23 protein-coding genes are annotated in these 25,378 nt (G+C 74.0%); 5 read left to right on the forward strand and 18 right to left on the reverse strand.

Features of this window, described 5'->3' with window-relative positions; genetic code table 11:
• Positions 1–5: 5 nt before the first annotated feature.
• Entirely contained in the window at positions 6–692 is a 687-nt protein-coding gene (locus KYT88_RS11150) for a maleylpyruvate isomerase family mycothiol-dependent enzyme (RefSeq protein WP_043582673.1), read from the forward strand.
• On the opposite strand, the gene KYT88_RS11155 is transcribed toward KYT88_RS11150, so the two are convergent.
• Genes KYT88_RS11155 through truB form a run of 4 tightly spaced genes read right to left on the reverse strand, consistent with a single transcriptional unit; the run spans position 689 to position 3,448 of the window.
• A complete protein-coding gene (locus KYT88_RS11155; protein WP_043582671.1) occupies positions 689–1,621 on the reverse strand; it encodes a bifunctional riboflavin kinase/FAD synthetase in 933 nt (310 codons plus the stop codon). The two genes, KYT88_RS11150 and KYT88_RS11155, sit on opposite strands and share 4 nt — an antisense overlap.
• Before the next feature lie 2 nt (positions 1,622–1,623).
• Entirely contained in the window at positions 1,624–2,085 is a 462-nt protein-coding gene (locus tag KYT88_RS11160) for a hypothetical protein (RefSeq protein WP_043582669.1), read from the reverse strand.
• A 38-nt stretch (positions 2,086–2,123) separates the two neighbouring features.
• A complete protein-coding gene (locus tag KYT88_RS11165) occupies positions 2,124–2,492 on the reverse strand; it encodes a hypothetical protein (protein WP_043582668.1) in 369 nt (122 codons plus the stop codon).
• Positions 2,489–3,448, reverse strand: a complete 960-nt coding sequence (gene truB, locus KYT88_RS11170) for a tRNA pseudouridine(55) synthase TruB (protein ID WP_043582665.1) — start codon at positions 3,446–3,448, stop codon at positions 2,489–2,491. The genes KYT88_RS11165 and truB overlap by 4 nt, the downstream gene beginning before the upstream one ends.
• A gap of 86 nt (positions 3,449–3,534) precedes the next feature.
• Here truB and KYT88_RS11175 point away from each other — a divergent pair, with 86 nt between their 5' ends.
• The gene (locus KYT88_RS11175; RefSeq protein WP_043582663.1) at positions 3,535–4,530 is read left to right on the forward strand and encodes a ketopantoate reductase family protein; all 996 of its coding nucleotides are present in this window, start codon (positions 3,535–3,537) and stop codon (positions 4,528–4,530) included.
• A gap of 49 nt (positions 4,531–4,579) precedes the next feature.
• On the opposite strand, the gene KYT88_RS11180 is transcribed toward KYT88_RS11175, so the two are convergent.
• Positions 4,580–5,146: a nucleoside/nucleotide kinase family protein gene (locus tag KYT88_RS11180; RefSeq protein ID WP_043582661.1), complete on the reverse strand. Its 567-nt coding sequence runs from the start codon at positions 5,144–5,146 to the stop codon at positions 4,580–4,582.
• Between the two features lie 38 nt (positions 5,147–5,184).
• On the opposite strand from KYT88_RS11180, the gene KYT88_RS11185 reads away from it, so the two are divergent.
• Positions 5,185–6,063: an iron-sulfur binding domain-containing protein gene (locus KYT88_RS11185; protein ID WP_043582658.1), complete on the forward strand. Its 879-nt coding sequence runs from the start codon at positions 5,185–5,187 to the stop codon at positions 6,061–6,063.
• 42 nt (positions 6,064–6,105) lie between these two features.
• On the opposite strand, the gene rbfA is transcribed toward KYT88_RS11185, so the two are convergent.
• The 10 genes from rbfA to KYT88_RS11235 form a co-directional block, all read right to left on the reverse strand.
• Positions 6,106–6,618 (reverse strand): 30S ribosome-binding factor RbfA, encoded by a 513-nt coding sequence (rbfA, locus tag KYT88_RS11190; RefSeq protein ID WP_043582656.1) that lies wholly within the window; start codon positions 6,616–6,618, stop codon positions 6,106–6,108.
• A 231-nt stretch (positions 6,619–6,849) separates the two neighbouring features.
• Complete coding sequence (gene infB / locus KYT88_RS11195; protein WP_237583650.1) at positions 6,850–9,684, reverse strand: translation initiation factor IF-2; 2,835 nt, start codon at positions 9,682–9,684, stop codon at positions 6,850–6,852.
• Between the two features lie 96 nt (positions 9,685–9,780).
• A complete protein-coding gene (locus KYT88_RS11200; protein WP_081840867.1) occupies positions 9,781–10,074 on the reverse strand; it encodes a YlxR family protein in 294 nt (97 codons plus the stop codon).
• Positions 10,075–10,124: 50 nt separating this feature from the next.
• Positions 10,125–11,132: a transcription termination factor NusA gene (nusA, locus tag KYT88_RS11205; protein ID WP_012038841.1), complete on the reverse strand. Its 1,008-nt coding sequence runs from the start codon at positions 11,130–11,132 to the stop codon at positions 10,125–10,127.
• A gap of 86 nt (positions 11,133–11,218) precedes the next feature.
• The gene (locus KYT88_RS11210) at positions 11,219–12,991 is read right to left on the reverse strand and encodes a proline--tRNA ligase (protein WP_043582655.1); all 1,773 of its coding nucleotides are present in this window, start codon (positions 12,989–12,991) and stop codon (positions 11,219–11,221) included.
• A gap of 31 nt (positions 12,992–13,022) precedes the next feature.
• Complete coding sequence (locus KYT88_RS11215) at positions 13,023–14,024, reverse strand: NAD-dependent epimerase/dehydratase family protein (RefSeq protein ID WP_043582649.1); 1,002 nt, start codon at positions 14,022–14,024, stop codon at positions 13,023–13,025.
• Entirely contained in the window at positions 14,021–16,690 is a 2,670-nt protein-coding gene (locus tag KYT88_RS11220; RefSeq protein WP_043582647.1) for an alpha/beta fold hydrolase, read from the reverse strand. The genes KYT88_RS11215 and KYT88_RS11220 overlap by 4 nt, the downstream gene beginning before the upstream one ends.
• A gap of 7 nt (positions 16,691–16,697) precedes the next feature.
• Positions 16,698–17,729: a 3-oxoacyl-ACP synthase III gene (locus KYT88_RS11225; protein WP_043582646.1), complete on the reverse strand. Its 1,032-nt coding sequence runs from the start codon at positions 17,727–17,729 to the stop codon at positions 16,698–16,700.
• A 107-nt stretch (positions 17,730–17,836) separates the two neighbouring features.
• A complete protein-coding gene (gene ispG / locus KYT88_RS11230; RefSeq protein ID WP_182480759.1) occupies positions 17,837–18,982 on the reverse strand; it encodes a flavodoxin-dependent (E)-4-hydroxy-3-methylbut-2-enyl-diphosphate synthase in 1,146 nt (381 codons plus the stop codon).
• A 117-nt stretch (positions 18,983–19,099) separates the two neighbouring features.
• Positions 19,100–20,518, reverse strand: coding sequence for a M50 family metallopeptidase (locus KYT88_RS11235; RefSeq protein ID WP_182480758.1), 1,419 nt, complete (start codon positions 20,516–20,518; stop codon positions 19,100–19,102).
• A gap of 137 nt (positions 20,519–20,655) precedes the next feature.
• On the opposite strand from KYT88_RS11235, the gene KYT88_RS11240 reads away from it, so the two are divergent.
• Together KYT88_RS11240 and KYT88_RS11245 are read left to right on the forward strand one after the other, a co-directional pair.
• Positions 20,656–21,909, forward strand: coding sequence for a serine/threonine-protein kinase (locus KYT88_RS11240; protein WP_043582640.1), 1,254 nt, complete (start codon positions 20,656–20,658; stop codon positions 21,907–21,909).
• Positions 21,906–22,517: a hypothetical protein gene (locus KYT88_RS11245; RefSeq protein WP_043582637.1), complete on the forward strand. Its 612-nt coding sequence runs from the start codon at positions 21,906–21,908 to the stop codon at positions 22,515–22,517. Before KYT88_RS11240 ends, KYT88_RS11245 begins: the two co-directional genes overlap by 4 nt.
• A gap of 116 nt (positions 22,518–22,633) precedes the next feature.
• Here the strand turns inward: KYT88_RS11245 and KYT88_RS11250 are convergent, their stop codons facing one another.
• The 3 genes from KYT88_RS11250 to KYT88_RS11260 all read right to left on the reverse strand — a co-directional run bounded on the left by KYT88_RS11250 (position 22,634) and on the right by KYT88_RS11260 (position 25,346).
• Complete coding sequence (locus tag KYT88_RS11250; RefSeq protein WP_043582635.1) at positions 22,634–23,716, reverse strand: 1-deoxy-D-xylulose-5-phosphate reductoisomerase; 1,083 nt, start codon at positions 23,714–23,716, stop codon at positions 22,634–22,636.
• A gap of 8 nt (positions 23,717–23,724) precedes the next feature.
• A complete protein-coding gene (locus tag KYT88_RS11255; protein WP_237583651.1) occupies positions 23,725–24,732 on the reverse strand; it encodes an FKBP-type peptidyl-prolyl cis-trans isomerase in 1,008 nt (335 codons plus the stop codon).
• A gap of 110 nt (positions 24,733–24,842) precedes the next feature.
• Positions 24,843–25,346, reverse strand: a complete 504-nt coding sequence (locus KYT88_RS11260; RefSeq protein ID WP_043582632.1) for an OsmC family protein — start codon at positions 25,344–25,346, stop codon at positions 24,843–24,845.
• Positions 25,347–25,378 lie beyond the last annotated feature (32 nt).

Below are 25,378 nucleotides of genomic sequence, written 5' to 3' on the forward strand. Positions count from 1 at the left end.
CGGCCATGAGCGAGATCTCCCGGCACCTGCCCCTCAGCCAGCGCGCGTCCGAGCCCGAGGCGAAGGTGACCGGGATCTGGAGCGCGGAGATCGCGGACGTCCTCGACCGCACCGCCGACCTCCTCGCGTCCCTCGACGCCGACGGCTGGGAGGCCGCGAGCATGTGCGACGGCTGGACCGTCCGCGACGTCGCCGGCCACATCGTCTGGCGGGTCGGCGCGAGCAACGCCGCCATGGTGCGCACGGCCGTGGGGTCGATGCGCCGCCGCCCGCACCTCAACCCCATGCACGTGATGGACGAACTCAGCGCCGACGAGGCCGCCCGCTCCCCCGAGGACCTCGTCGCCCGGATCCGCGCCATCGCCGCCGACAAGCGCGCCGGGAAGGGCCGGAAGCGCCTGCCGGAGCTGCTCGAGGTGGTCGTGCACGCCTTCGACATCGCGCACGCGCTGAAGGCGGACCTCGAGCTCGACCACCGCGCGACCGGCGCCGTCGCCGTGGCGCGCGCCGCGATCGCGCCCGCGCAGATCCGCGGGGTGCTGCGGGCGCGCACGCTGCGCGCGTCGGACGCCGGCTGGAGCGTGGGCCACGGTCCCGTGATCGAGGCGACCGCGTCGACGCTCGTCATGTACCTCTTCGGCCGCACGCCCCGCCCCGAGGGCGACGCGGCGCGGCCCGCGGGCGACGCCTAGATCCCGAGCACCCCGCGCGTGCGCACCACGTCGTCCGTCATCTGCGCGATGAGCGGCTCGCGCCCCTCGTAGGCGACCATGCCGCGGATCCGGGCGACGAACACGACCTCGACCTCGTGGTCGTAGAGGTCGAGCGTCTCATCGAGCACGAACGCCTCGACGACGCGCGGCCGGACGCCCGCGAACGTCGGGTTGGTGCCGACCGAGATGGCGGAGGGGTACGTGCGGTCGCCGTCGCGCAGCCAGCCCGCGTAGACGCCGTCCGCGGGGATCAGACCCTCGGCCTCCGGCGACAGGTTCGCGGTGGGGAAGCCGAGCTCGCGTCCGCGCTTCTCGCCGTGCACGACGACGCCCCGGACGGCGGGCGCTCGGCCGAGAAGCTCGGCGGCGGCCTCGACGTCGCCGCGGTCCATGAGGTCGCGGATCCACGTGGACGACACCTTGCGGCTGCCGTCGGGCATGACGTCGCCGACGACGACCGTGCGGAAGCCGTGCCCCTCGCCGAGGCGCGTGAGCGTGGCCGCGTCGCCCGCGCCCTGCGCGCCGAAGCGGAAGTCCTCGCCCACGAGCACGACGCGCGCACCGAGGGCGTCGACCAGCACCGTGCGCACGAACTCCTCCGGGCTCAGCCGCTGGAGGCGCTCGTCGAACGGGAGCATGAGGGTCGCGTCGACGCCGAGCTCCGCGAGCAGCTCGATCTTCTGCCGGTTGCTCACGAGGCTCTGCGGCCGCGCCGCGGGCGCGAGGAGCGCGGCGGGGTGGCGGTCGAACGTGACGACGGCGGACGACAGGCCCTCGTCGGACGCGATGCCGAGGAGGCGACGGATCACCGCGCGGTGACCCGCGTGGACGCCGTCGAACTTGCCGATGGTGACGGCGCTCGGCCCGAAGCCGCCCGGCACGTCGGCCGGGTCGTGGACGACGAGCACGGTCAGCGGTCCCCGCGCACGGGGCGCTCGTCCACGGCGCTCACGCGGGAGCGGCCCCCGCTGCGGAGCCACCACAGGCCGAGCACCGGCAGCACGAGCGGGATGAAGACGTAGCCGTATCCGTAGACCGACCACACGCTGTCGTGCGGGAAGAGCTGCGAGTCGACGAGGCTCAGCGTGCCGACGACGAGCACACCGACGAGCTCGAACGCGATGGTGGCGAACGCGATCCGGTACCAGCGCCGGGCGGCCTCCGAGGTGCGCGCCGGCGCGACCAGGGCGACGGTCGCGACGATGTAGACCACGGCGGCGAGCGCGGAGAGCGCGTAGGCGACGGGCGCCTCGTCGAACTTGGTGAGGATCTGCGTGACCGATCGGCCCGTCGCGGCGAGGGCGAGCAGCCCGTAGAAGAAGACCAGGACCCGTCCGAGACCGGTCATGCGCGAGGTACGGGAGTCAGTCATGGCACCTGCGATTATCCCCTACCCGAGGGAGAGGGCGGTCACGCGGACTGCACGTTCCAGATGACGTCCATCCGGTAGACCATGATCGCGATGGCGAGGCACGAGGCCCCCAGGATGATCGTGCTCCAGCGGGTGCGCTCGACCAGCGCCCAGAAGACGGCGAGCGGCGGGATCAGCAAGCCGCTCAGCAGGTAGGCGTAGAACTCGATGAGGCTGCCCGACGGCGGGTCGCCGACCGCGGGCGCGACGATCGCGATGACGAGCTGGACCACGAGCAGCACCTCGACGAGCGCGGTCGGGAGCACCGTGAGGTCGCTCGGCTTCCGCCCGATCGCGCCGACGACGAGGCACAGCACGCCCGCGACGACCGCGACGGCGATCTGCGCGACCGTGAACCAGCCGATCACGACGCGCCCCGGTCGTCGGCCGGGAAGTTGACGATGGACGTGCCGGTGCGACCGCGGAAGCCGACCAGCCCCACGAGCCGGCCGTCGGGCGCGACCGCGGCGAGCGGATCCTCCGTCGGCGCCTCGTCGGGCGTCGTGAGCTTCTTGCCGTGCCCGAGGTCGACGGCCTCCTGCTCGGTGAGGTGCAGCACGTCGAAGAGGCGCGCGGCGGCGTCGGCCGGCGGGATGAGGCGGTCGGCGACGACCATCTCGTCGATCGGCACCGCGTCGTCGACGTGGAAGGGGCCGACGCGCGTGCGGCGGAGCGCGGTGAGGTGCCCGCCGACGCCGAGCGCGCGCCCGAGGTCGCGCGCGAGCGCCCGCACGTAGGTGCCGGACGAGCAGGTGATGCGCACGTCGAGGTCGAGCTGCGCGCCGTCCTCCTCGCCCTCCTCGGGCTCCACCGCGTCGAAGCGCAGCACGTCGAACGCGGAGACGGTGACCTCGCGCGCGGCGAGCTCGACGTCCTCGCCGGCGCGGACGCGGGCGTAGGCGCGCTTGCCGTCGACCTTGATGGCGCTCACGGCGCTCGGCACCTGCGAGATCGTGCCGCGGAGGTCGGCGACGGCGCGCTCCACGTCGGCGACGGCGAGGTCGCGGATCCGCCCGGGCTCGGCACGCGAGACGACCTCGCCCTCGCGGTCGTCGGTCGTGGTGGCGCGGCCGAGGCGGATGGTCGCCAGGTACTCCTTGTCGAGGCCGACGAGGTGGGTGAGCAGGCGCGTGGAGCTGTTGACGCCGAGGATCATGAGGCCGGTCGCCATCGGGTCGAGCGTGCCCGCGTGCCCGACCTTGCGGGTGCCGGCGAGGCGGCGCGTGCGGGCGACGAGGTCGTGGCTGGTCCACTCGCCGCGCTTGTCGATGAGGAGCAGGCCGCTCGCGGTCGAGGGCGCGGCGCGGGGGGTCGGGGTTTCCATGGCCCCACCATCATGCCGTGCCCGGCGGTGCCCCCGGCTCCCTCGGATCCGCCCGGCTTAGGATCGGAGGAGGCGGAGGAGGACGCGTGCGGATCGGTGTCTTGGGTGCTGGCGCGGTCGGCGGCACGCTCGCGGCGCTCCTCGAACGGGCCGGCCACGAGGTCGACGTCACCGCGCGCGGCCCGCATCTCCGGGCGATCCAGGACCGCGGCCTGCGCCTAGCCGGCGGCTACGGCGACCACGTGGCGCGCGTCGCGGCGGCCGAGCGGCTGGGCCGCCCGCCCGAGCTCGCGATCGTCGCCACCAAGATCGCCGACGCCCGCGACGCCATGGCGGAGAACGCGGGATGGCTCCGCGGCATCCCCGTGCTCGTCGTGCAGAACGGCCTCTCCGCGATCACGATGGGCGTCGAGTGCCTGCCGCGCTCGCAGGTCGTGGGTGGGCTCGCGCTCGCGGCGACGTCGCTCACCGAGCCCGGGCTCGTCACGGTCACGTCGCCCGCAGGCATGCAGATCGGCTCCGCGGACGGCCCGGGAGGCGACGGCGTCGCCCTCGTGCGCGACATGCTGGATCCCGTCATGCCGATCACGGTGGCCGGCGACTTCCGCGGCGCCCAGTGGACCAAGCTCGTCATCAACGGGATCAACGCGGTGCCGGCCGTCACCGGCCTCAGCGTGCAGGCGGTCATCGCCGAGCCCGTGCTGCGGCGCATCGTCACGCGCGCCATGCAGGAGACCGTACGCACGGGCCTCGCGCGCGGCGTGACGTTCGGACGGCTCGGCGGGCTCACCCACCGCCGCCTGCGGCTGTTCGCGTCGCTGCCGCTCCCCCTGGCCGAGCGCCTGCCGGTGTCGCTCGCCCGGAACATGGGGCAGGTGCCGAACCCCGGGTCGACGCTGCAGAGCATCCGCCGCAACCGGCTGACCGAGGTGGACCATCTCAACGGGGCGGTCTCGGCCCTCGCGCCCGGCGCCGGGCAGGACGCGCGCGTCAACGCCGCGCTGGTGCAGCTCGTGCACGGCGTGGAGGCCAGCGGCCGCCACATCTCCCCCGCGGAGCTCGCCCGGCTCGTGCCGCGCTGATCCCCGCGTCCGGTCTGATGCCGGATGAGCGGCCGGACGCCGGGAGGCCTCAGCAGCTGTCGGCGAAGACGCGGCGCGGGAGCTCGGGGTCGGTGACGTCCACGATCATGGTCGCCGCGCGTCGCGGGTTGACCTGCCGGATGTAGCGAGCGTGGGCCTCCTGCGCGGCGGATCCGGCGCCGCCACCCGAGGTCGCGAGCGGCTCGTCGGGCAGCAGCAGGTAGACGACCGCGTTCCAGAGGCCCCGGAGCTCCGGGGTCTGCAGGGCGTCGCCGGCCACGATCAGCACCGCGTCGTCAGGGGCGTCGTCGACGGGATCGCCATCCGGCCGGAGCGCGAACGGCGTGCCGGGCTTCCGGAACGGCCGCACGACCCCGTCGCGGAGGGCGCCGGCGTCGGCGGGGCCGCCGTCGGACGCGAAGTCCGCGGCGGCGGCGACGTACGCCCCGCGGCCGTCCGCGCGCAGCACGTCCGCGAGGTCGTGCGCGAACGCGCTCGGGTCCGCGAGCGGTCCGCCGTCGACCGCGAGGAACGCGCGGCCGTGGCCGTAGTTGTGCAGGAACTCGTCGGCGAGCGAGGAGAGGACCTCGGCGCGGGAGGCGCGGTACAGGGGCATGCGCCGAGCCTAGGCTCATCGTCTCGTACGCTGGCCGGATGCCGGAGACCGCCCTCGCCCGAGACGTGAACGCGTGGTTCCGGGAGAACGCGCGGGACCTGCCGTGGCGGCGCGAGGGATTCGGATCCTGGGGCATCCTCGTCAGCGAGTTCATGCTCCAGCAGACGCCCGTGGTGCGCGTCATCCCGCGGCTCGAGGAGTGGCTCGCGCGCTGGCCCGTGCCCGCGGCCCTCGCGTCGACGCCCGCCAGCGAGGCCGTCCGCGCGTGGGGCCGCCTCGGCTACCCGCGGCGCGCGCTGAACCTGCACGCGTGCGCGGTCGCGATCGTCGAGCGGCACGGCGGCGAGGTGCCCGAGGACGTGGACGCCCTGCTCGACCTCCCGGGCGTCGGCCCGTACACCGCGCGCGCGGTCGCGGCGTTCGCGTTCGGCCACCGGCATCCCGTGGTCGACGTCAACGTGCGGCGGGTGCTCGCACGCGCGATCGCCGGCCAGGGCGACCCCGGACCGGCGCGCACGAGCGTCGACCTCCAGGCGATGGAGGCGCAGCTGCCCGACGACGTGGCGGAGGCGCGGGTGTTCAACGCGGGCGCGATGGAGCTGGGCGCGGTGATCTGCACGGCCCGCGCGCCGCGCTGCGACGACTGCCCGGTCCGCGACCTGTGCGCCTGGCGCGCCGCGGGGTACCCGGTCTACGACGGGCCGGCGCGCGTCGTGCAGAAGCGGTTCGAGGGATCCGACCGCCAGGTGCGCGGCCTCCTGCTCGCGGAGCTGCGGTCGAGCCACTCCCCCGTGAGCGCGGCCGACCTGGCGACCGCGTGGCCGGAGCCCGTGCAGCGCGGGCGCGCGCTCGACGGGCTCATCGCCGACGGGCTCGCGGTCCGCCAGCCCGACGGGACGTACGCCCTGCCGAGCTGACGCGCGCCACCGGCCGATGCGGATGCCGGCCGGCGCGGAGGATCAGTGGGCGGGCTCGGACCCGGGCGCCGGGCGATCGACGTCGTCGCCGTCCTCGTCGTCCGACTCGTCGTCCTCGTCCTCGTCCTCCCCGATCACGCGGGGCTTGACGTACGGGTCCTCGTCGCCCGCGTAGACGCCGGCCTTCGCCTGCGCCTGCACGTCCGCGTCGCGTCGCCGCGCCTCCTCCAGGAGGGCGTCGATCGCGGCCGCGTTCTCGGGCACGCCGTCGAGGATGAACTCGAGCGACGGCGTGAGGCGCGCGGTGATGTTCTTGCCCACCTCGCTGCGGAGCATGCCGGTGGCGGACTTGAGGGCGGCTGCCGTGTCGGCGCGCTCCTCGTCGGTGCCGTAGACCGTGTAGAAGATGCTGGCGTGCTGCAGGTCGCCCGTGACGCGCACGTCGGTGACGGTCACGAAGCCGAGCCGCGGGTCCTTGATGCCCCGGTCGAGCTTGCGCGCGACGATCTCCTTGATGCGGTCGGCCATCTTCCTGGCCCTCGCGTGATCGACCATGGTCGACGTCCTTCCGTGACGCTGCTCGCCGGGCGTGCTCGTCCGGCGTCGTGCTCGTGCCCCGCTGGTGGCGGGTACTGCCGGACGCGAGCGCCCGGGCCGTGCTGGTGCCCCGCTGGTGGCGGGTACTGCCGGACGCGAGCGCCCGGGTCGTGCTGGTGTGCCCCGCGGGTTGCGGGACGGGGAGGGCCCCGCTCCCCTGGTGGGGAGCGGGGCCCGGATCGGCCGGGGTCAGACCCGCGGCTTCTCCTTCATCTCGATCGTCTCGATCTCGTCGCCGATCTGGATGTCGTTGAACTTGCCGAGGCCGATGCCCGCCTCGAAGTCCGTGCGGACCTCGGACACGTCGTCCTTGAACCGGCGGAGCGACTCGATGGCCAGGCTGTCGCCCACCACCACGCCGTCGCGGATGACCCGCGCCTTGGCGTTCCTGGTGATGGTGCCCGAGCGGACGATGACACCCGCGATGTTGCCGAACTTGGAGGAGCGGAACACCTCGCGGATCTCGGCGACGCCGGACTGGACCTCCTCGAACTCGGGCTTGAGCATGCCCGTGAGGCTCGACTCGATCTCCTCGAGCGCCGAGTAGATGACGCTGTAGAAGCGGATGTCGACGCCCTCGCGAGCCGCACGTGCACGGGCCTTCGGGTCGGGGCGGACGTTGAACCCGATGATGATCGCGTTGTCGATCGTCGCCAGGTTGACGTCGCTCTCGGTGACCGCTCCGACGCCGCGGTGGATGATCCGCAGCTGCACGGAGTCGTCCACCTCGATCTTCATGAGCGACTCCTCCAGCGCCTCGACGGCACCGGACACGTCGCCCTTGATGATGAGGTTGAGCGACTCGACCTTGCCCTCCTCCAGCGCACGCGTGAAGTCCTCGAGGCTGATGCGCTTGCGGGCCTTGGCCAGCTGCGCGTTGCGCTCGACGGCCTCGCGCTTCTCGGCGATCTGACGGGCGGTGCGGTCCTCCTCGGTGACGAGGAAGGTGTCGCCCGCGCCGGGGACCGACGAGAGGCCCTGGACCTGGACGGGCCGCGAGGGGTAGGCCTCGTGGACCGCGTCGCCGTTCTCGTCCATCATCGCCCGGACGCGGCCGTAGGCCGTGCCCGCCACGATGGCGTCGCCCACGCGGAGCGTGCCCGACTGGATGAGGACGGTCGCGACCGCACCGCGGCCCTTGTCGAGGCGCGCCTCGATGGCCACGCCGCGCGCGTCCTTGTTCGGGTTGCTGCGCAGGTCGAGCCCGGCGTCGGCGGTGAGCAGGACGGCCTCGAGGAGGTCCTCCACGCCCTTGCCGGTGAGCGCCGACACGTCGACGAACATGACGTCTCCGCCGTACTCCTCGGCGACCAGGCCGTACTCGGTGAGCTGCTGGCGCACCTTGGCGGGGTTGGCCCCCTCCTTGTCGACCTTGTTGACCGCGACCACGATCGGCACGTTCGCCGCCTGGGCGTGGTTCAGGGCCTCCACCGTCTGCGGCATGATGCCGTCGTCGGCCGCGACCACGAGGATCGCGATGTCGGTGACCTGCGCACCACGGGCGCGCATGGCGGTGAACGCCTCGTGGCCCGGGGTGTCGATGAAGGTGATGGCGCGCTCGTAGCCCTCGTGCGGCGCCCAGACCTGGTACGCGCCGATGTGCTGCGTGATGCCGCCCGCTTCGCCCTCGATGACGTTGGCGTTGCGGATGGCGTCGAGCAGCCGCGTCTTGCCGTGGTCGACGTGGCCCATGACGGTGACGACGGGCGGCCGGATCTCCAGCACGTCGTCGTCCTCGTCCTCGAGCTCCTGGTCGAGGTCGATGTCGAAGCCCTCGAGCAGCTCGCGGTCCTCGTCCTCCGGGGAGACGACCTGGATCTTGTAGCCGAGCTCGGTGCCGAGCACCTCGAAGGTGGCCTCGTCGAGCGACTCGGTCGCCGTGGCCATCTCACCGAGGTGGAACAGCACAGTCACCAGGTTGCCGGGGCTGGCGTCGATCTTGTCGGCGAAGTCCGAGATGGACGCGCCGCGACGCAGGCGGACGATGGTGTTGCCGTCGCCGCGGGGGACGCTGACGCCACCCAGCGACGGGGCCTCGCGCAGCTCGAACTCGGCCCTCTTCGTCCGCTTCGACTTGCGCGACTTGCTCTTGCCGCCGCCGCGCCCGAAGGCACCCGCGGTGCCGCCGCCGGGGCCGCGACCACGGCCGCCGCCACCGGGACGACCGGCGAAGCCGCCGGCCGGACGCTGGAAGCCGCCGGCAGCGGGGGCGCCGGGGCGTCCCGCTCCGCCGGGTGCGCCGCCGGGGCGGCCCGCACCCGCGGGACGCTGGCCGAAGCCGGCCGGGCGAGCGCCCTGGCCGACGCCGCCGGGACGCGGGGCGCCGGGGCGGGGGGATCCGGGACGGGGAGCGGCCGGGCGGGGGCCTGCGGCTCCCGCGGCGGGGCGCTGGCCCATGCCCTGGTTGCTCGCGAACGGGTTGTTGCCCGGGCGGGGCTTGGTGCCCATGCCCTGGTTGCTCGCGAAGGGGTTGTTGCCGGGGCGCGGGGCCGCCGGACGCGGGATCCCGGGACGCGGGATGCCGTTCGAGGGGGCGGGCGTGCTGCCGGCGTCCGGGCGCGGGGCGCTCGGGGTCTCGGCGGCCGGGGCGTCGGGGGTGGCGGACGCGGCCGACTTCTCGGCCTGCGCCTTCTCCTCCGCGGCGGCCTTGCGGCTCGCCTCGGCCTGCGCCTGGCGCTCCGCGACGGTCAGCGGCTTCGCCGGGACCGGGACGTCGGACGCCTCGGGCGCCTCGACCTCGGGAGCAGCGGTGGGCTGCGGGCCGGGGGTGGGGCGGCCGCCGGGCTTCGGGGCCGACGAACGGGCTCCGGGGCGCGGGGCGGACGAGGGGGCCGCGGCGGGTGCCGCCGCCTGTCCGGTGAGGCCGGCGGCCTCGAGGGCCGCCTTGAGCTTGCGGGCCACGGGGGGCTCGATGCTCGACGACGGTCCCTTGACGAACTCGCCCATCTCCTTGAGCTTGGCGAGTGCGGTCTTGCTGTCGACGCCGATCTCGGCGGCGATCTCGTGTACGCGTGGTTTAGCCACTGTTCTCCTGTCTGGGGGTCCTCTCCCAGGCAGGAGGGGACCGCTAGTGCTGGACGGATCTCATTTCGAGCCGCTCATTAGTTGTCCATGTGCCGTTCAGCCTGTTCTCTCGGATGCTCGCGCGCTCGGCTGGGCCGCGAGCCGCTCTCGTAGTCCCCCAAGAGCTGCGGGGTCGAGCGCCGCATCGCTCCGCAGGGCCCGCCCGAAGGCACGCCGCGCGATCGCTCTGTCGATGCACTCGATGGTCGGATGGATCCACGCGCCCCTGCCGGCCATCACCGCGCGCTCGTCGATGACGAGGGAGCTGGTGGGGGGATCGGCGACGATCCGCAGTAGCGCGGACCTCGGGGCACGCCGACGACAGCCGACGCACGTTCTTTCCGGATCCATACTACCCCCTCCGTCCGGCGGCGGTGGGGCCGGGTCGTGGCGGGCGGCGCTCAGTCGTCGCCCTCGAGGATCGAGTCGGGCTGGATGTCGATCTTCGCGCCCGTGAGCTTGGCGGCGAGGCGGGCGTTCTGGCCCTCCTTGCCGATGGCGAGCGACAGCTGGTAGTCGGGCACGAGCGCGCGGACGGCCTTGGTCGCCTGGTCGATGACGAACGAGCTCGTGACGCGGGCGGGCGAGAGCGCGTTGCCGACGAACACGGGGAGCGACTCGGAGTAGTCGACGATGTCGATCTTCTCGTCGTTGAGCTCCGCCGTGACCGCGCGGACGCGCTGCCCCAGCTCGCCGATGCAGGCGCCCTTGGCGTTGATGCCGGGCTCGGTCGCGCGCACCGCGATCTTGGTGCGGTGGCCGGCCTCGCGGGCCAGCGACACGATCTCGACCAGACCCTGCGCGATCTCCGGCACCTCGAGCGCGAACAGCTTGCGGACGAGCGACGGGTGCGTGCGCGAGACCGTGATCTGCGGTCCCTTGGCCCCGCGGGAGACGCTCGTGACGTAGACGCGCAGGCGCGAGCCGTGCACGTACTTCTCGCCGGGGACCTGCTCCTCGGGCGGCAGGATCGCCTCGATGGTGCCGAGGTCGACGTGGATCATGCGCGGGTTCGGGCCCTGCTGGACGACGCCCGCGACGATGTCGCCCTCGCGGCCCTTGAACTCGCCGAGGATGCGGTCGTCCCCGATGTCGCGGAGGCGCTGGTTGATGACCTGCTTGGCGGCGAAGGCGGCGATGCGGCCGAAGTCGCTCGGGCTGTCCTCGGACTCGCCGATGACGAGGCCGTCCTCGTCGAGCTCGGGGACGTGCACGGACACGTGGCCGGTCTTGCGGTCCAGGTGCACGCGCGCGGGGGGCACGCCGTCGGCGACGGGCTTGGCGTCCGCCTGGTCGGTGTGCTTGAGGTAGGCGGTGAGGATGGCCTGCTCGATGATCGAGACGAGCTCCTCGAACGGGATCTCGCGCTCGCGCTCCATCAGGCGCAAGACGCTCAGGTCGATGTCCACGGTGCGACTCCTCTATTCGGTTGGAAACACTCGAGGCTACCCGACCGGGAGGGGTCGGGCAGCCTCGAGCGGGGGCGCGCTGCGGATCAGCTGTCGGCGGTGAGCGCGCCCACGACGTCGGCGAGCGCGACGGGCGTGCGCTCGTTCGTGCGGCGGTCCCAGAGCTCGGCCATGCCGTCGACCGCGCCGCGGCCGACGATGACGATGGTGGGCACCCCGATGAGCTCGGCGTCGCCGAACTTCACGCCGGGCGACACCTTGGGGCGGTCGTCGAAGAGCACGTCGAGGCCGGCGGCGTCGAGAGCGTCGACGAGCTCCTCGGATGCGGAGGCGATCTCGTCGCCCTTGCCGGTCATGACGACGTGCACGTCGAACGGGCTGATGGACGCGGGCCAGAGGAGGCCGCGGCCGTCCTGCGTGGCCTCGGCGACGAGGGCCAGGTTGCGCGTGATGCCGATGCCGTAGGAGCCCATCGTGACGGTGACGAGCTTGCCGTTCTCGTCGAGCACCTTGAGGCCGAGGGCCTCCGCGTACATGCGGCCGAGCTCGAAGACGTGGCCGATCTCGGTGCCGCGCGCCGTGCTGATGGGTCCGGATCCGTCGGGAGCGGGGTCGCCGTCGCGCACGTCGGCCGCCTCGACGACGCCGTCTGGCGTGAAGTCGCGGCCGGCGACGAGCGAGAGCACGTGCTTCCCGGCGACGTTGGCGCCTGTGATCCACGAGCTGCCGTCGACCACGCGGGGGTCGACCACGTAGCGCACCTTCGTGGCGGAAGTGGATCCGAGCACGGGGCCCTCGGCGGACCACGGGCCGATGTAGCCCTTCACGAGGCCGGGCTGCTTCGCGAGGTCGCCCTCGGTGGCGGGCTCGACCTCGGCGGGGAAGAACGCCACCTCGGCGCGCTTGAGGTCGATGTCGCGGTCGCCGGGGATCCCGACGACGACGAGCTCGCGCGTGCCGTCGAGGTGGGTGAGCGCGAGCACGATGTTCTTCAGGGTGTCCGCGGCGGTCCACGCCCGGCCGTCCTCGCGGGGCTCCCGCGCGTTGGCGAGGTCGACGAGGGTGGCGATGGTGGGGGTGTCGGGCGAGTCGAAGACGCGCGCGGCGGGCTGGCCCTCGATGGGGATCGACTCGGGCACGAGCGTGGTGAACGCCTCGACGTTGGCCGCGTAGCCGCCGGGGCTGCGCACGAACGTGTCCTCGCCGATGGGCGTGGGGTGCAGGAACTCCTCGCTCTTGGACCCGCCCATGGCGCCCGCGTCGGCCGCGACGATGACGTACTCGAGGCCGAGGCGCTGGAAGATCCGCTCGTAGGCGTCGCGCTGGGCCTGGTAGCTGACGGCGAGGCCGGCGTCGGTGTGGTCGAAGGAGTAGGCGTCCTTCATGGTGAACTCGCGGCCGCGGAGGATGCCGGCGCGGGGGCGGGCCTCGTCGCGGTACTTGTCCTGGATCTGGTAGATCGACAGGGGCAGGTCCTTGTACGACGAGTAGAGGTCCTTCACGAGCAGCGCGAAGAACTCCTCGTGCGTGGGCGCGAGCACCATGGGCGCGCGCTTGCGGTCCTCGAGGCGGAACATCCCGGGGCCGTACTCGTCGTATCGCCCGGTGGCCTGGTACGGCTCGGCGGGCAGCAGCGCGGGGAAGTGCACCTCCTGGGCGCCGATGCGCTCCATCTCCTCGCGGACGATGGCCTCCACCTTGTTCTTGACGCGGAGGCCGAGCGGCAGCCAGGCGAAGATGCCGGGGGCCTGGCGGCGGATGTAGCCGGCGCGCACGAGGAGGCGGTGGCTGGCGACCTCGGCGTCGACGGGGTCTTCCCGGAGGGTGCGGACGAAGAGCTTGGAGAGGCGTGTGGACACCGGATCAGCCTAGCGATCCGCCCGGGCCCGCTCAGCGCGCGGCGGCGTACGAGAGGCGGAGGCGCTCGAAGCCCTCGTCGAGGGAGACGGCCGGGGTCCAGCCGAGCGCGCGACGCGTCTCGCGCTGGTCGAACCAGTGCGCGGTGGAGAGCTGCTCCGCGAGGAAGCGGGTCATGGGCGGCTCGTCGGATCCCGGACGCACGGCCCACACGCGCTCCACCGCTCCCCCGGCGGCGCGGGCGAGGGCGGCGGGCACGCGCATCCGCGGGGCGGGCACCCCGGCCGCGCGGCACATGCCCGCGAGCAGCTCGGCGACGGGTCGCGGCTCGCCGTTCGTGACGACGTAGGCGCGGCCGTGCGCGGTGTCGGCGGCGGCGAGCGCGGCGACGATGGCGTCGGCGGCGTTGTCGCGGTAGACGGTGTCGATGAGCGCGGCGCCGTGGCCGAGGAGCGGGAGGCGCCCGCGGGCGGCCCGGTCGACGATGCGGGCGACGAGCTGCGCGTCGCCGGGGCCCCAGACGAGGTGGGGGCGGACGGCGAGGACGCGCATCGCCGGGTCGTCGGCGTCCAGCGCGATGAGCTCGCCCTCGGCCTTGGTGCGGGCGTAGTCGCCGCGGGCGCGGACGGGATCCGCGGGGCCGGCTCCGTCGCCTGTGATCGAGAGGCCCGTGTGCGCGACCGACGGCGAGGAGACGTGGACGAACCGCGTCACGCCCGCCGCGCGCGCCGCCCGGAGGAGCCCGCGCGTTCCCTCGACGTTGACGGTGCGGAAGTCGGCCGGATCCCCCGCGAGCGAGACCTTGGCGGCCAGGTGGATCACGGCATCGACGCCCTCGACCGCGCGGACGACGGAGGCCTGGTCCGTGACGCTGCCGCGGAGGTCGACGACGGATCCCGGCACGGGCGAGGTGCCGCTCGCCGCGAGGCCGGACGGCTGGCGCTGGAAGGTGCGGACGGCGTGCCCCGCCGCGGCGAGGCGCTCGGCGACGGCGCGGCCGAGCATGCCGCTGGCGCCCGTGACGAGGACCATCACGGGGCGCTCACGCGTCCGCCCGAGAGGATCCCGGCGGCCCAGCGGCCGAGGCGCGCCCGGTCGACCTTGGAGTTGTGGCGCACGTCGGTCGGCAGGACGGGGACGACGATCACGGCCGCGACGGGGATGCCGACCGCGGCGCGCACGGCGGCGGCGAGGTCAGGATCCGCGAGGCCGACCCGGCGCGCGGCCGGCTCGCTCTCGACGACGAGGACGAGCTGCTGCACGCCGGCCGGCCCGACGCCCACGGCGGCCGCGCGGCCGACGCCCGGCGCGGACTCGGCGCGCTGCTCGGGGCCGACGGGCGTGAGCACGCCGTCGGCAGTCGTGATCGCGTGCGGCAGGCGGCCCTCGATCCAGAGGGCGCCCGTGGCGTCGAGGTGGCCGACGTCGCCCGTGCGGTGGCGGCGGATGCCGTCGGCCGAGTCGCGGCGGGCCGCGCGGTCGGTGACGTGCAGGCGGTCGTACCGGTCGTGCACGTGCGGCGCGGACGCGACGATCTCGCCCGTGATGCCGGGCGCGTCGGTGAGCGCGCCCGTCGCGGCGCCGTCGGCGTCGAGCGGGCTGATGCGGATCGCGACGGGGTCGACGGGCGTGCCGACGCACACGCCGGCGTCGCCGCGGCGGGCGGCGGCGCGGATCCCCTCGAGCGTGATGTCGGTGAGCAGCAGCCCCTCGGTCATGCCGTACGGCGTGTGGACCTCGGCGGCCGGCACGAGCGCGGCGGCGCGCGTGAGCAGCGCCTCCGACAGCGGGGCGCCGGCGGAGAGCAGCGACCGGACCCGGCCGAGCGCGGCGCGGTCGTCGTCGGTGAGCGCGTCCGCGGTGGCGACCACGTTGGCGAGCGCGGCGGGCGACGCGAAGACGACCGTGGCGTCCGCGGCGCGGGCCGCGGCGGCGAGGGCGGACGCGGTCAGGTCGCGCGGGCGGGTCACGTCCATGTCGGGCGTGACGCTCGTGGCTCCGAGCGCCGGACCGAGCAGCGCGAACGGCGCGAACCCGGCGACGAGGCCGGTGCCGATGCCCACGTCGAAGCGGGACCCGAGGGTGTCGCGGAGCGCGGCCAGCTGCCGGTTCGTGTACACGACGCCCTTGGCGGGGCCGGTGGATCCCGAGGTGAAGAGGATCGCGGCGTCGTCGTCCGCAGCGGGCTCGGGCGGGAGGACCTGGGCCCGTCCGTCGCGGGCGATCTGCGGCAGGCTCGCGGCGACGCCGAGCGCGCGGGCGACGGGCGGCGCGAGGGTGGTGACGGAGACCCGCTCCCCCGGCCAGCCGAGGGCGCGCGCGAGGGCGAGGCCGGCGGGGATGCCGACGACCATGTCGGGGCGGGATCCCGCGACCGCGCGACCGAGGCCCTTCACGCCGAGGCCCGCGTCGGCGACCACGACGATCGCGCCGATGCGCAGGCACGCGTAGAGGAGGGCGGTGAGGTCGGCGCCGGGCGGGACGAGCAGCGAGACGCGGTCGCCGGCGCGGAGGCCGCGCGCATGCAGGCCGGCGGCGATCTCGCGGACACGGCGCGAGAGCAGCCGCCAGGAGACGGTGCGCGAACCGCCGCCGCCGCCGCGCGGCGCCATCTCCACGAGGACGGGGTCGTCGCTGTCGCGCAGCTCCTCGAGGAGGGCGCCGAGCAGGCGCGCGGGCGGGGAGGCGACGGCGGCCGAGGGAGCGGACGCGGATCCCGGTGCGACCCGGTCCGCGAGCCAGTCGAGCGCGGCCGTCGCGTAGTCGTGGTCCTCCGCGACGAGGTGCCCGGCGCCCTCGACCCGGTGCACGTCGGCGTGCGGCAGGCGCTCGAGGAGGTCGGACAGGTAGACGTCGCTGAAGATCGGGTCGCGCGGGCCCCAGACGAACAGGGCCGGCAGGTCGAGGTCGCGGAGGCCCTCGGCGATGGACGTGAGGGTCGCGTGGCTGGGGTGCGCGGGGCCGACCGGGATGTCGGCGACGAAGCCGCGGATCCCGGCGCGGCGGTCGGCACCGCGGTAGGGCGCGGCGAACGCACGGCGCACGGCCGGATCGAGCGGGGGGTGCGCGAGCGCGAGCGTGGTGGCGAGGAAGCCGGGCGTGCCGCGCGTGGCGGCGTCGTGGATCCCGGTGGCGAGCGCCAGGCGCAGGGGCCACGGGATGGGCACGCCCTCCTCCTGGTGCACGGCCGTGTTGAGCGCCATGACCCCGGCGAGCACATCGCGGTTGCGGAGCGCCCAGCCGAGGCTGACCACACCGCCCCAGTCGTGGCCGAGCGTGACCACGGGCGCCGTGGCGCCCGGTCCCGACAGCCCGAGCTCGTCGGTCAGCGCCTGCAGGTCGTCGAGCCGCGTCGGGAGCGTGCGCGTCACGCCCGTGCGCTCGGAGAAGCCCATGTCGAGCTGGTCGACGGCGACCACGCGCCAGGCCGGCCGCGACGGATCCCGCTCGGCGCGCGCGAGCGACTCCGCCGCCATGCGCCGCCACAGGTACGACCAGGTCGGGTTGCCGTGCACGCAGAGGATCGTGCCCGCGAGGGGCGCGCCCGTGGCCGCCAGCCGCTCCCCGGTGTCGAGCAGGTGCCAGCCGTGGCCGCCCGCGCGCGTGACGCGCGACCATGCGGGATCGAGACCAGGCAGCGGATGCCCGTCGGGGCCCGTCACGGGGACGGTCGCCGGGGCGACCGCGGCCGATGCGCTCACGCCCCGGCTACCAGAGGATCTCGGTCATGGCCGTGTTGAGGCCGGAGCCCACGCCCATGCAGAGCACGCGGTCGCCGCGGCTGAGGCTGTCGGCCTGGTCGGCGAGCGTGATGGGGATGCTCGCGGGCCCGACGTTGCCGTAGCGCGGGTAGGTCAGCGGCACGCGCGACTTGTCGAGCTTCGCGGCCTTGACGATGGCGTTCGTGTGCACGTCCGAGACCTGGTGGAGGATGTAGCGGTCCATGTCCGACCAGTCCCAGTCGTCCTGCGCGGCTTCCTTCCACGCGTCGACGACGAGCTCCATGCCGCCGCGGAGCAGCTCCTTCGTGTCGGTGAACATGCCGTCCACGTCGCCGATGCAGAGCTCGTGGTGCTGGGTGGCCGCGCGCGTGACGCCGCCGAGGATCCGGTGCCCCTCCGGGTGGTCGCTCGTGCGGCCGAGGACGGCCGCCGCTGCACCCGCGCCGAGGGTGAGGCTGGGGAACTCGCTGAGGAAGTCGGCGCGCGTGGTCTCCGGGCGGAGCAGGCGCGCGACCGTGTTGTGGCGGATCTCGCCGGCGTCCTCGCCGTCGACGATCATCGCGTAGTCGATCTGGCCCGAGTCGATGAGGTGGCCGGCGAGCGTCATCGCGTTGACGAAGCCGAGGCACGCGTTGGCGATGTCGAAGTTGAGGGCCGACGACGGCAGCCCGAGCCCGTTGTGGATGCTGACCGCGACGCTCGGCTCGAGGTGCGCGCGCGTGACGGACGTGTTGATGAGCAGCCCGATCTGCGACGCCTCGACGCCGGCCTGGGCGAGCGCCTTGCGTCCGGCCTCCGTGGCGGCCGCGTCGAACGACATGGACGTGTCCCAGTTGCGCCGCTCGAGCACGCCCGCGACGCGCTGCAGCAGACCGGTGGGGAGGCGGAGCCGGGACAGCACGGGCTTCAGGCGGTCGTCGATCTCGACGGAGGTCACGGTGTGCGGGGCGAGGACGCTGGCGAGCCCCAGCAGGGAGGTGTTCCGATGCCGGAAAGTGGCGTTACCGTTCAACAGCATCCTCAGTTCGTGGGGCGGTCCGCCGGGCGGACGACTAGCAGAGCCTACGCGCAGCCGGCGCGCGCGGACGCACGCCGCCCGCGCGGGCGGGTGGGGAGAGAAGGGGACTAGACCAGGATCTCGGGGCTGCCGATGGATCCGGCGGGCATCTCCGCGGCGAGGCGGTTGGCCTCCTCGATGAGCGTCTGGACGATCTCGGCCTCGGGCACGGTCTTGATGACCTCGCCCTTGACGAAGATCTGCCCGCGGCCGTTGCCGGACGCGACGCCGAGCTCGGCCTCGCGGGCCTCGCCGGGCCCGTTCACGACGCAGCCCATGACGGCGACGCGCAGCGGGACGTTGACGTGCTTGAGGCCCTCGGTGACCTGCTCGGCGAGCGAGTAGACGTCGACCTGGGCGCGGCCGCAGCTCGGGCAGGAGACGATCTCGAGCTTGCGCTCGCGGAGGTTGAGCGACTGGAGGATCTGCAGGCCCACCTTCACCTCCTCGGCCGGCGGCGCGGAGAGGGAGACGCGGATGGTGTCGCCGATGCCCTCGGAGAGCAGGATGCCGAACGCCGTGGCGCTTTTGATGGTGCCCTGGAACGCGGGGCCGGCCTCGGTGACGCCGAGGTGCAGGGGCCAGTCGCCGCGCTCGGCGAGCAGGCGGTAGGCCTTCACCATGATGACCGGGTCGTTGTGCTTGACCGAGATCTTGAAGTCGTGGAAGTCGTGCTCCTCGAAGAGGCTGGCCTCCCACACGGCGGACTCGACGAGCGCCTCGGGCGTGGCCTTGCCGTACTTCTGCAGGAGGCTCGGGTGCAGGGATCCGGCGTTGACGCCGATGCGGATGGAGACGCCCGCGTCCTTGGCGGCCTTCGCGATCGCGCCGACCTGGTCGTCGAACTTGCGGATGTTGCCGGGGTTCACGCGCACCGCGCCGACGCCGGCGTCGATGGCGGTGAAGACGTAGCGGGGCTGGAAGTGGATGTCCGCGATGATCGGGATCTGGCTCTTCTTCGCCAGGATGTGCAGCACGTCCGCGTCGTCCTGGTGGGGCACCGCGACGCGCACGATGTCGCAGCCCGTGGCCGTGAGCTCGGCGATCTGCTGGAGCGTCGCGTTGATGTTGGTCGTCTGCGTGGTCGTCATCGACTGGACGCTGACCTGGGCGTTGCCGCCCACCTTCACCTTGCCGACGCTGATCTGACGGGTCTTGCGGCGGGGCGCGAGGACCTCAGGGACCTTCGGCATTCCGAGATTGACTGCTGGCACGGGAAGAGCCTACGTCCGATTCCTGCGCGCCCGGTGCGACGGGGGCGCGGGGCCCCGCCGTCGCGGCCCGGCCCGGCCCGGGGTCAGGCGCTGGGCGACGTCAGGCGCTGGGCGACGTCAGGTCAGCCGGACGGGGTTCACCAGGTCGGCGAAGATCAGCAGCGCGCTCATGGCGCCGAAGACGATCACGACCACGAACGTCAGCGGCATGAGCTTCGCGACGTCGACGGGTCCCGGATCGCGCCGGCCGAACGCCTTCGCGAGGAAGCGGCGGACGCCCTCCACGATCGCGCCGAGCACGTGCCCGCCGTCGAGCGGCAGGAGCGGCAGCAGGTTGATCATGCCGAGCGCCACGTTGAGGGAGGCGACCAGGCCGATCATCGCCGAGGCGCGCGAGGCGACCGGCGTCTCGTCGAGGCTCGCGATCTCGCCGGCGACGCGACCGACTCCGACGACGCTCATCGGGCCGTTCGGATCCCGCTCGCCGCCGCCGAACGCGGCACGGCCGACGTCGACCAGGCGCTGCGGGAGGTTGAGGATCAGGTTGCCGACCGCGGCCATGTTCTCGCCCGTGGTGGCGAACGCGGCGGAGAGCGGCTGCTGCTGCACGGCCTGCGTCGGGCTGAAGCCGATGAGGCCGACCTCGCGCGTGACCGGGTTCCCCTGCTCGTCGACCTCGGGGGCGCCGCGGGATCCGGGGACGGCCTGCTCCGAGAGGACGGGCGTGATGGCGAGCGTCTGCCTGGCGCCGCCGCGCTCCACGACGACGTCGAGCTCCTTGCCGGCGGATGCCTGGACCGTGCTCGTGACCTGGTCCCAGGCGGTGACCGGCGAGCCGTCGATGCTGACGATCGTGTCGCCGGGCTGGAGGCCGGCCGCGGCACCCGGGGCCTCGGGAGCGCCGGCGGGGCAGGTGGCGGCGTCGGCCGACGCGGTGGATCCGGCGGGCACGATGCACGCGTTCACCTGGCCGACCGTGGTGGTGGGCGTCGTGACGCCGAAGCCGCAGAGCACGACCGCGAACAGCACGATCGCCAGGATGAAGTTCATCGCCGGGCCGCCGAGCATGATCACCATGCGCTTGGGGACGGACAGCTTGTAGAAGGCGCGGTCCTCCTCGTCGCCGACGCTCTCGGCGCTGGCCTGGCGGGCGTCCTGCACGAGGAGGTCGAAGAACCCGCGGCCGGCACGGTCGTCGGCCTCGGAGGCTGCAGGGGACCCGGCGTCGGCGCGTCGGGTGTCGGGCCCGACGAGCTGCGCGATCCCCGTGCTGCTCGTGCCGGCGCGGGAGCTCTGCGGCGGGAACATGCCGATCATCGAGATGTAGCCGCCGAGCGGGATGGCCTTCACGCCGTACTCGGTCTCGCCCTTGCGGCGGCTGAAGACGGTCGGCCCGAAGCCGATCATGTACTGCGTGACGCGCACGCCGAAGAGCTTGGCGGGCACGAGGTGACCGACCTCGTGGAGGCCGATGGACACGGCGACGCCGACCACGATGATGAGCACCCCGAGGATGTAGAGGAAGACGCCGTCCATGGTGGGAGAGGCTACCTCCCGCACCCTGGGCGGACGCCGCCGTGGCGCGGATCCGCAGGCTGGCCGCCGACCCGGCCGGGCGGGTGTCGCCCAGGAGCCCCGGGCTAGTCTGGGAGCCCGTGACGAGAGGTGCGCCCATGCCCGGAGAACGGCCCGACCCACTCGCCGGCACGCTGCTGGCCGGTCGCTACCGCATCAGCGGGCTGCTCGGACGCGGCGGCATGGCCACCGTGTACCGCGCATCCGACGAGACGCTCGGCCGTGAGGTGGCCGTCAAGGTCTTCGCGACCGACTCCGCCGACCCCGGCGAGGTCGAGCGCCAGGAGGGCGAGGTGCGCATGCTCGCGGGGCTCAGCCACCCCGGCCTCGTGACGCTCTTCGACGTGGGCGACGACGTCGTCGCCGACCGCGCGCTCGCCTTCATCGTGATGGAGATCGTCGACGGATCGACGCTCGCCGACCGCATGAAGGAGGGGCCGCTGCCCGGTCCCGAGGTGGCGCGCATCGGCGGGATCCTCAGCGACGCGCTCGGCTACATCCACCGCCGCGGAGTCGTGCACCGCGACGTGAAGCCCGCCAACGTGCTGCTCGCGCGCCCCGAGGAGGACGACGAGCCGGCGGTCGCCAAGCTCACCGACTTCGGCATCGCCCGGCTCGTGGACGGCACGCGCCTCACGTCGACCGGATCCATCATCGGCACCGTCAGCTACTTGAGCCCCGAGCAGGCGCTCGGCGAGGAGGTGGGCGCGCCCACCGACGTCTACGCGCTCGGCCTCGTGCTCCTCGAGTGCCTCACCGGCCGCCGCACCTTCCCGGGCACGGCCGCGGAGTCGACCATGGCGCGCGTGGTGCGCGACCCGGAGATCCCCGCCCGGCTCGGCGCCTCGTGGGTGGACCTCCTCTCCCGCATGACCCGCCGCGATCCCGCGACCCGGCCGACCGCGCGCGAGGTCGCCGCCGAGCTGCGCACCGGACGCGCACCCGAGTCCGCGGTGGATGCCCCGACCGCCACCTCGACGCGGGTGATGCCCGCTGCGGCCGCTGCCGGGTTCGGCGCGGCCGGGGCCGGGGCTGCTGCTGCCGCGCCGTCCGCGGATCCCGATGCCCGGACCGAGCGGTTCGCGGCCTCGCCGACGACGCCTCCCGCGCGCGGCGCGGACCCCACCTCCCGGACCTCCACGGTCGCCGCCGCGGATCGCGCCCCCGCGAAGCGCCGCGGCAACCGGGCGCTCAGCGTCGGCGTCGTGTCCGTGCTCATCGCCGCGGCCGCCGTCGTCGGAGTAGTGGGCGTCCAGGCGCTGCAGACCCGTGACACCTCGTACCCGTCCGTCCCCGGACCCCTCGGCGCGAGCCTCGAGGAGCTGCAGAAGAGCGTGGAGGACGCCCCGTGATCCGCACATCGACCCGCCCGACCGACGGTCCCCGGCAGCGCTCCCTCCGCGGTCGCGCCGCCGTGGGCCTCGCGGCCACGACCACGGCCGTGCTCCTCCTCGCCGGCTGCGCGGGATCGTCCACTCCGGAGGACCGCGCGCTCGACGACCTGCAGCAACGCACGCTCTCGGTGACCCAGTCGTCCGCGGACGGCGACTACGCCAAGGCGCTCGCGCAGCTCGAGGAGCTGCGCACGGCGGTCGAGGCCGACCTCGCCGACGGGTCCATCGACCAGGCGCGACGCGACGAGGTCATCGCGCGCATCGACGCGGTGCGCGCGCAGCTCGAGGCCGCCCGCGACGCGGCGGAGACGACGCCGACGCCGTCGCCGTCGCCGTCCGCGAGCCCCTCGCCGTCGCCGTCGCCCTCGCGGACGGCGACGCCGTCGCCCTCGCCCAGCCCGAGCCCGAGCCGCACGGCGACGCCCGCTCCCCCGGCCAGCCCGAGTCCGGCTCCGGGCGGCGGGAACGGGAACGGGAACGGCGGAGCCGGCAACGGCAACGGCAACGGCGGTGGGAACGGCGACGGCGGAGCCGGCGACCCCGGGAACGGGAACGGGAACGGCTGACCCGAGGGGCGGATCGACGTCCGGCCGCCTCGGCAGGATGTGCGGGATCGCCGCGGTCGACCTGGTCCCGACGGTCGAGGCGGTCGCAGCCCTCGGCGACGGTCAGGCCGGGAGGGTCAGACCCCGAGCACCCGGTCGGCCTCGGCGCGCGCCCAGCGCTCGGCCTCGGCCAGCGACTCGCGCGTGAGCGGCCCCGACGCCGGCTCGTGGGCGTCGACGACGCGGCGGATGGTGTCCACGATGTCGAGGAACCCCGCGCGCCCCGCGTGGAACGCCTGCACCGCCTGCTCGTTCGCCGCGTTGTAGACGGCCGGGTACGTGGATCCGGCGACGCCGACCTGCTTGGCCAGCAGCACGGCCGGGAACGCCTCGTCGTCGAGCGGCTCGAAGGTCCACGTCGCCGCGCGGGTCCAGTCGATGGGCACGCCGACGTCGTGCATGCGGTGCGGCCAGTTCAGCCCGAGCGCGATGGGGAGGCGCATGTCCGGCGGGGACGCCTGGGCGAGCGTCGACCCGTCGATGAACTCGACCATGGAGTGGACCATCGACTGCGGATGCACGACGACGTCGATGCGCTCGTAGGGCACGTCGAACAGCAGGTGCGCCTCGATGACCTCGAGGCCCTTGTTCACGAGGGTCGACGAGTTCGTGGTGATGACGAGGCCCATGTCCCAGGTGGGGTGCGCGAGCGCCTCGCGCGGCGTCACGTGCTCCAGCTCGGCGCGCGTGCGCCCGCGGAACGGGCCGCCGGAGGCCGTGACGACGAGCCGCCTGACCTCCTCGGCCGTGCCGCCGCGGAGCGCCTGCGCGATGGCGGAGTGCTCCGAGTCGACGGGGACGAGCTGGCCAGGCGCGGCGAGGGAGCGCACCAGCTCGCCGCCGACGATGAGGGACTCCTTGTTGGCGAGGGCGAGGGTCCGGCCCTCCTCCAGCGCGGCGAGCGTGGGGCCGAGCCCCACGGATCCGGTGATGCCGTTGAGCACGACGTCGGCGTCGACCGAGCGGATGAGCTGCTCCGCCTCGTCCGCGCCGAGGGCCGTGTGCTCGACGCCCGCGACGCGCGCCTGCTCGGCGAGCGCCTCGCGCTTGCTGCCGGCGCCGAGCCCCACGACCTCGAACAGCTCCGGGTGCCGGGCGATGACCTCGAGGGCCTGCACACCGATGGAACCCGTGGATCCGAGGATGATGACCCGGCGCACGGCTCGCCCTACTGGCCCGCGGCGGCGGGCTGGGTGCCGAGGATGTCGACGACGAACACGATGGTGTCGGTGCCGCCGATGTCGGCGCCCTGGCCCTTGTCGCCGTAGCCGTCGGCGGGCGGGATGATCGCGATGACCTGCGAGCCGACCTTCTGGCCGACGAGCGCCTTCGTGAACCCGGGGATGACCTGCGACGTGACGAAGGTCGCGGACTGGCCGCGGTCCCAGCTGGAGTCGAAGACCTTCTTGGTGTTCCAGTTGATGCCCGTGTACTGCACGGTGACGCTCGCGCCGTCGGCGACCTCGGCGCCGTCGCCGACCTTCAGGTTCGCGATCTTCGTCTCCGTCGGCGGGGCGGCGTCCGGGATGGTGATGGTGGGCGCGCCGTTGTCCGCGAGCGTGACGGCCGGGAAGCCCTCCGGCGCGGGCTGGTCGACGCCGTCGGCGCGGGTGGCGGCCTGGCTCAGCACGTCGACCACGATGACGATGGGGTCGTCGGCGCCGAGGCCGAGGGTCGTCGCCTGCTCGGCGGCGAAGCCGTCGGCCGCGGGGACGACCGCGACGATGCGCGATCCGACCGTGGTGCACTCGACCGCGCGGACGACGCCGGGGACCAGCGCGCCGTCGTTCATGGTGGCGGGCAGCGGCGAGTCGGCGTTGTAGGCCAGCTGCGCGATGGCCTCGCCGGTCTTCCCGTTGTAGGCGGCGAGCGCGATGTTCGCGGTGGCTCCTGCCGCGATCTCCGCGCCGTCGCCCTCCGTGACGATGGTGCGCTCGGTCGTGTCGACCGTGAGCGGACCGTCGACCGTGACGTCGGGTGCCTTGCCGAAGTCGCCGGAGACCTTGACGGACTTCGACGCGTCACCCGACGGGGTGTCGATGCAGGACGCCCCCGCGGTGCGTGCGCCGGCCGTCGGGCTCGCGGACGGATCCGCGTTCGGCGTGCCGCTGCCGGAGCAGGCGGACAGCGCCAGGACGGCGGCCGCGGCCAGGGTGAGGGGGATGCGTCGCTTCACGTGAGTCGCTTTCATCGGCGCGGCGGACGCACCAGGTATGTGGGAGGGACTCGCACAGTCTGCCCGAACCGGCCGGGGACCGCCTGACAGGGCGCGAGCCGAGCCCGGGGTCAGGCGCTCGCGGCAGCCGCGGGGTCCGCGGGGGCCGCGAGCACCGTGCGCGGCTCGTGGTGCACGGGGAAGTTGACGGAGCTCGCGATGAAGCAGCGCTCCGAGGCGCCCCGGTGCAGCGACGTCGCGAGGTCCACGTGCGCGGGATCCCGCACGGTGACGACGGGTCGCAGCGTGACCTCGACGAAGTGCCCGCCCCCGTCGTCCGTCTGCCGCATCGTGCCGGTGGGCTCGTCGCTGTAGCCCACGACCACGACGCCCGCCATGGCGGCGGCGTGCAGGTAGCTGAGCAGGTGGCACTGCGCGAGCGCGGAGATGAGGGTCTCCTCCGGGTTCCAGCGGTCGACGTCGCCGCGGAACGGGCGGTCGGCGGATCCCAGGAGGTCGGGCTTGCCGGCCGCGCGGACGACGTGGTCGCGGCCGTAGGAGCGGTAGTCGGACGTGCCGGATCCGCGGTCGCCCGTCCACTCGAGGGACAGGGCGTACCGGTGCTCGATCTGCATGGGATCACGCTAGCGAACGGCGCCGCGGCCCT

The sequence above is a fragment of the Clavibacter sp. A6099 genome (assembly GCF_021919125.1).
GTDB classification, from domain to species: Bacteria; Actinomycetota; Actinomycetes; order Actinomycetales; family Microbacteriaceae; genus Clavibacter; species Clavibacter seminis.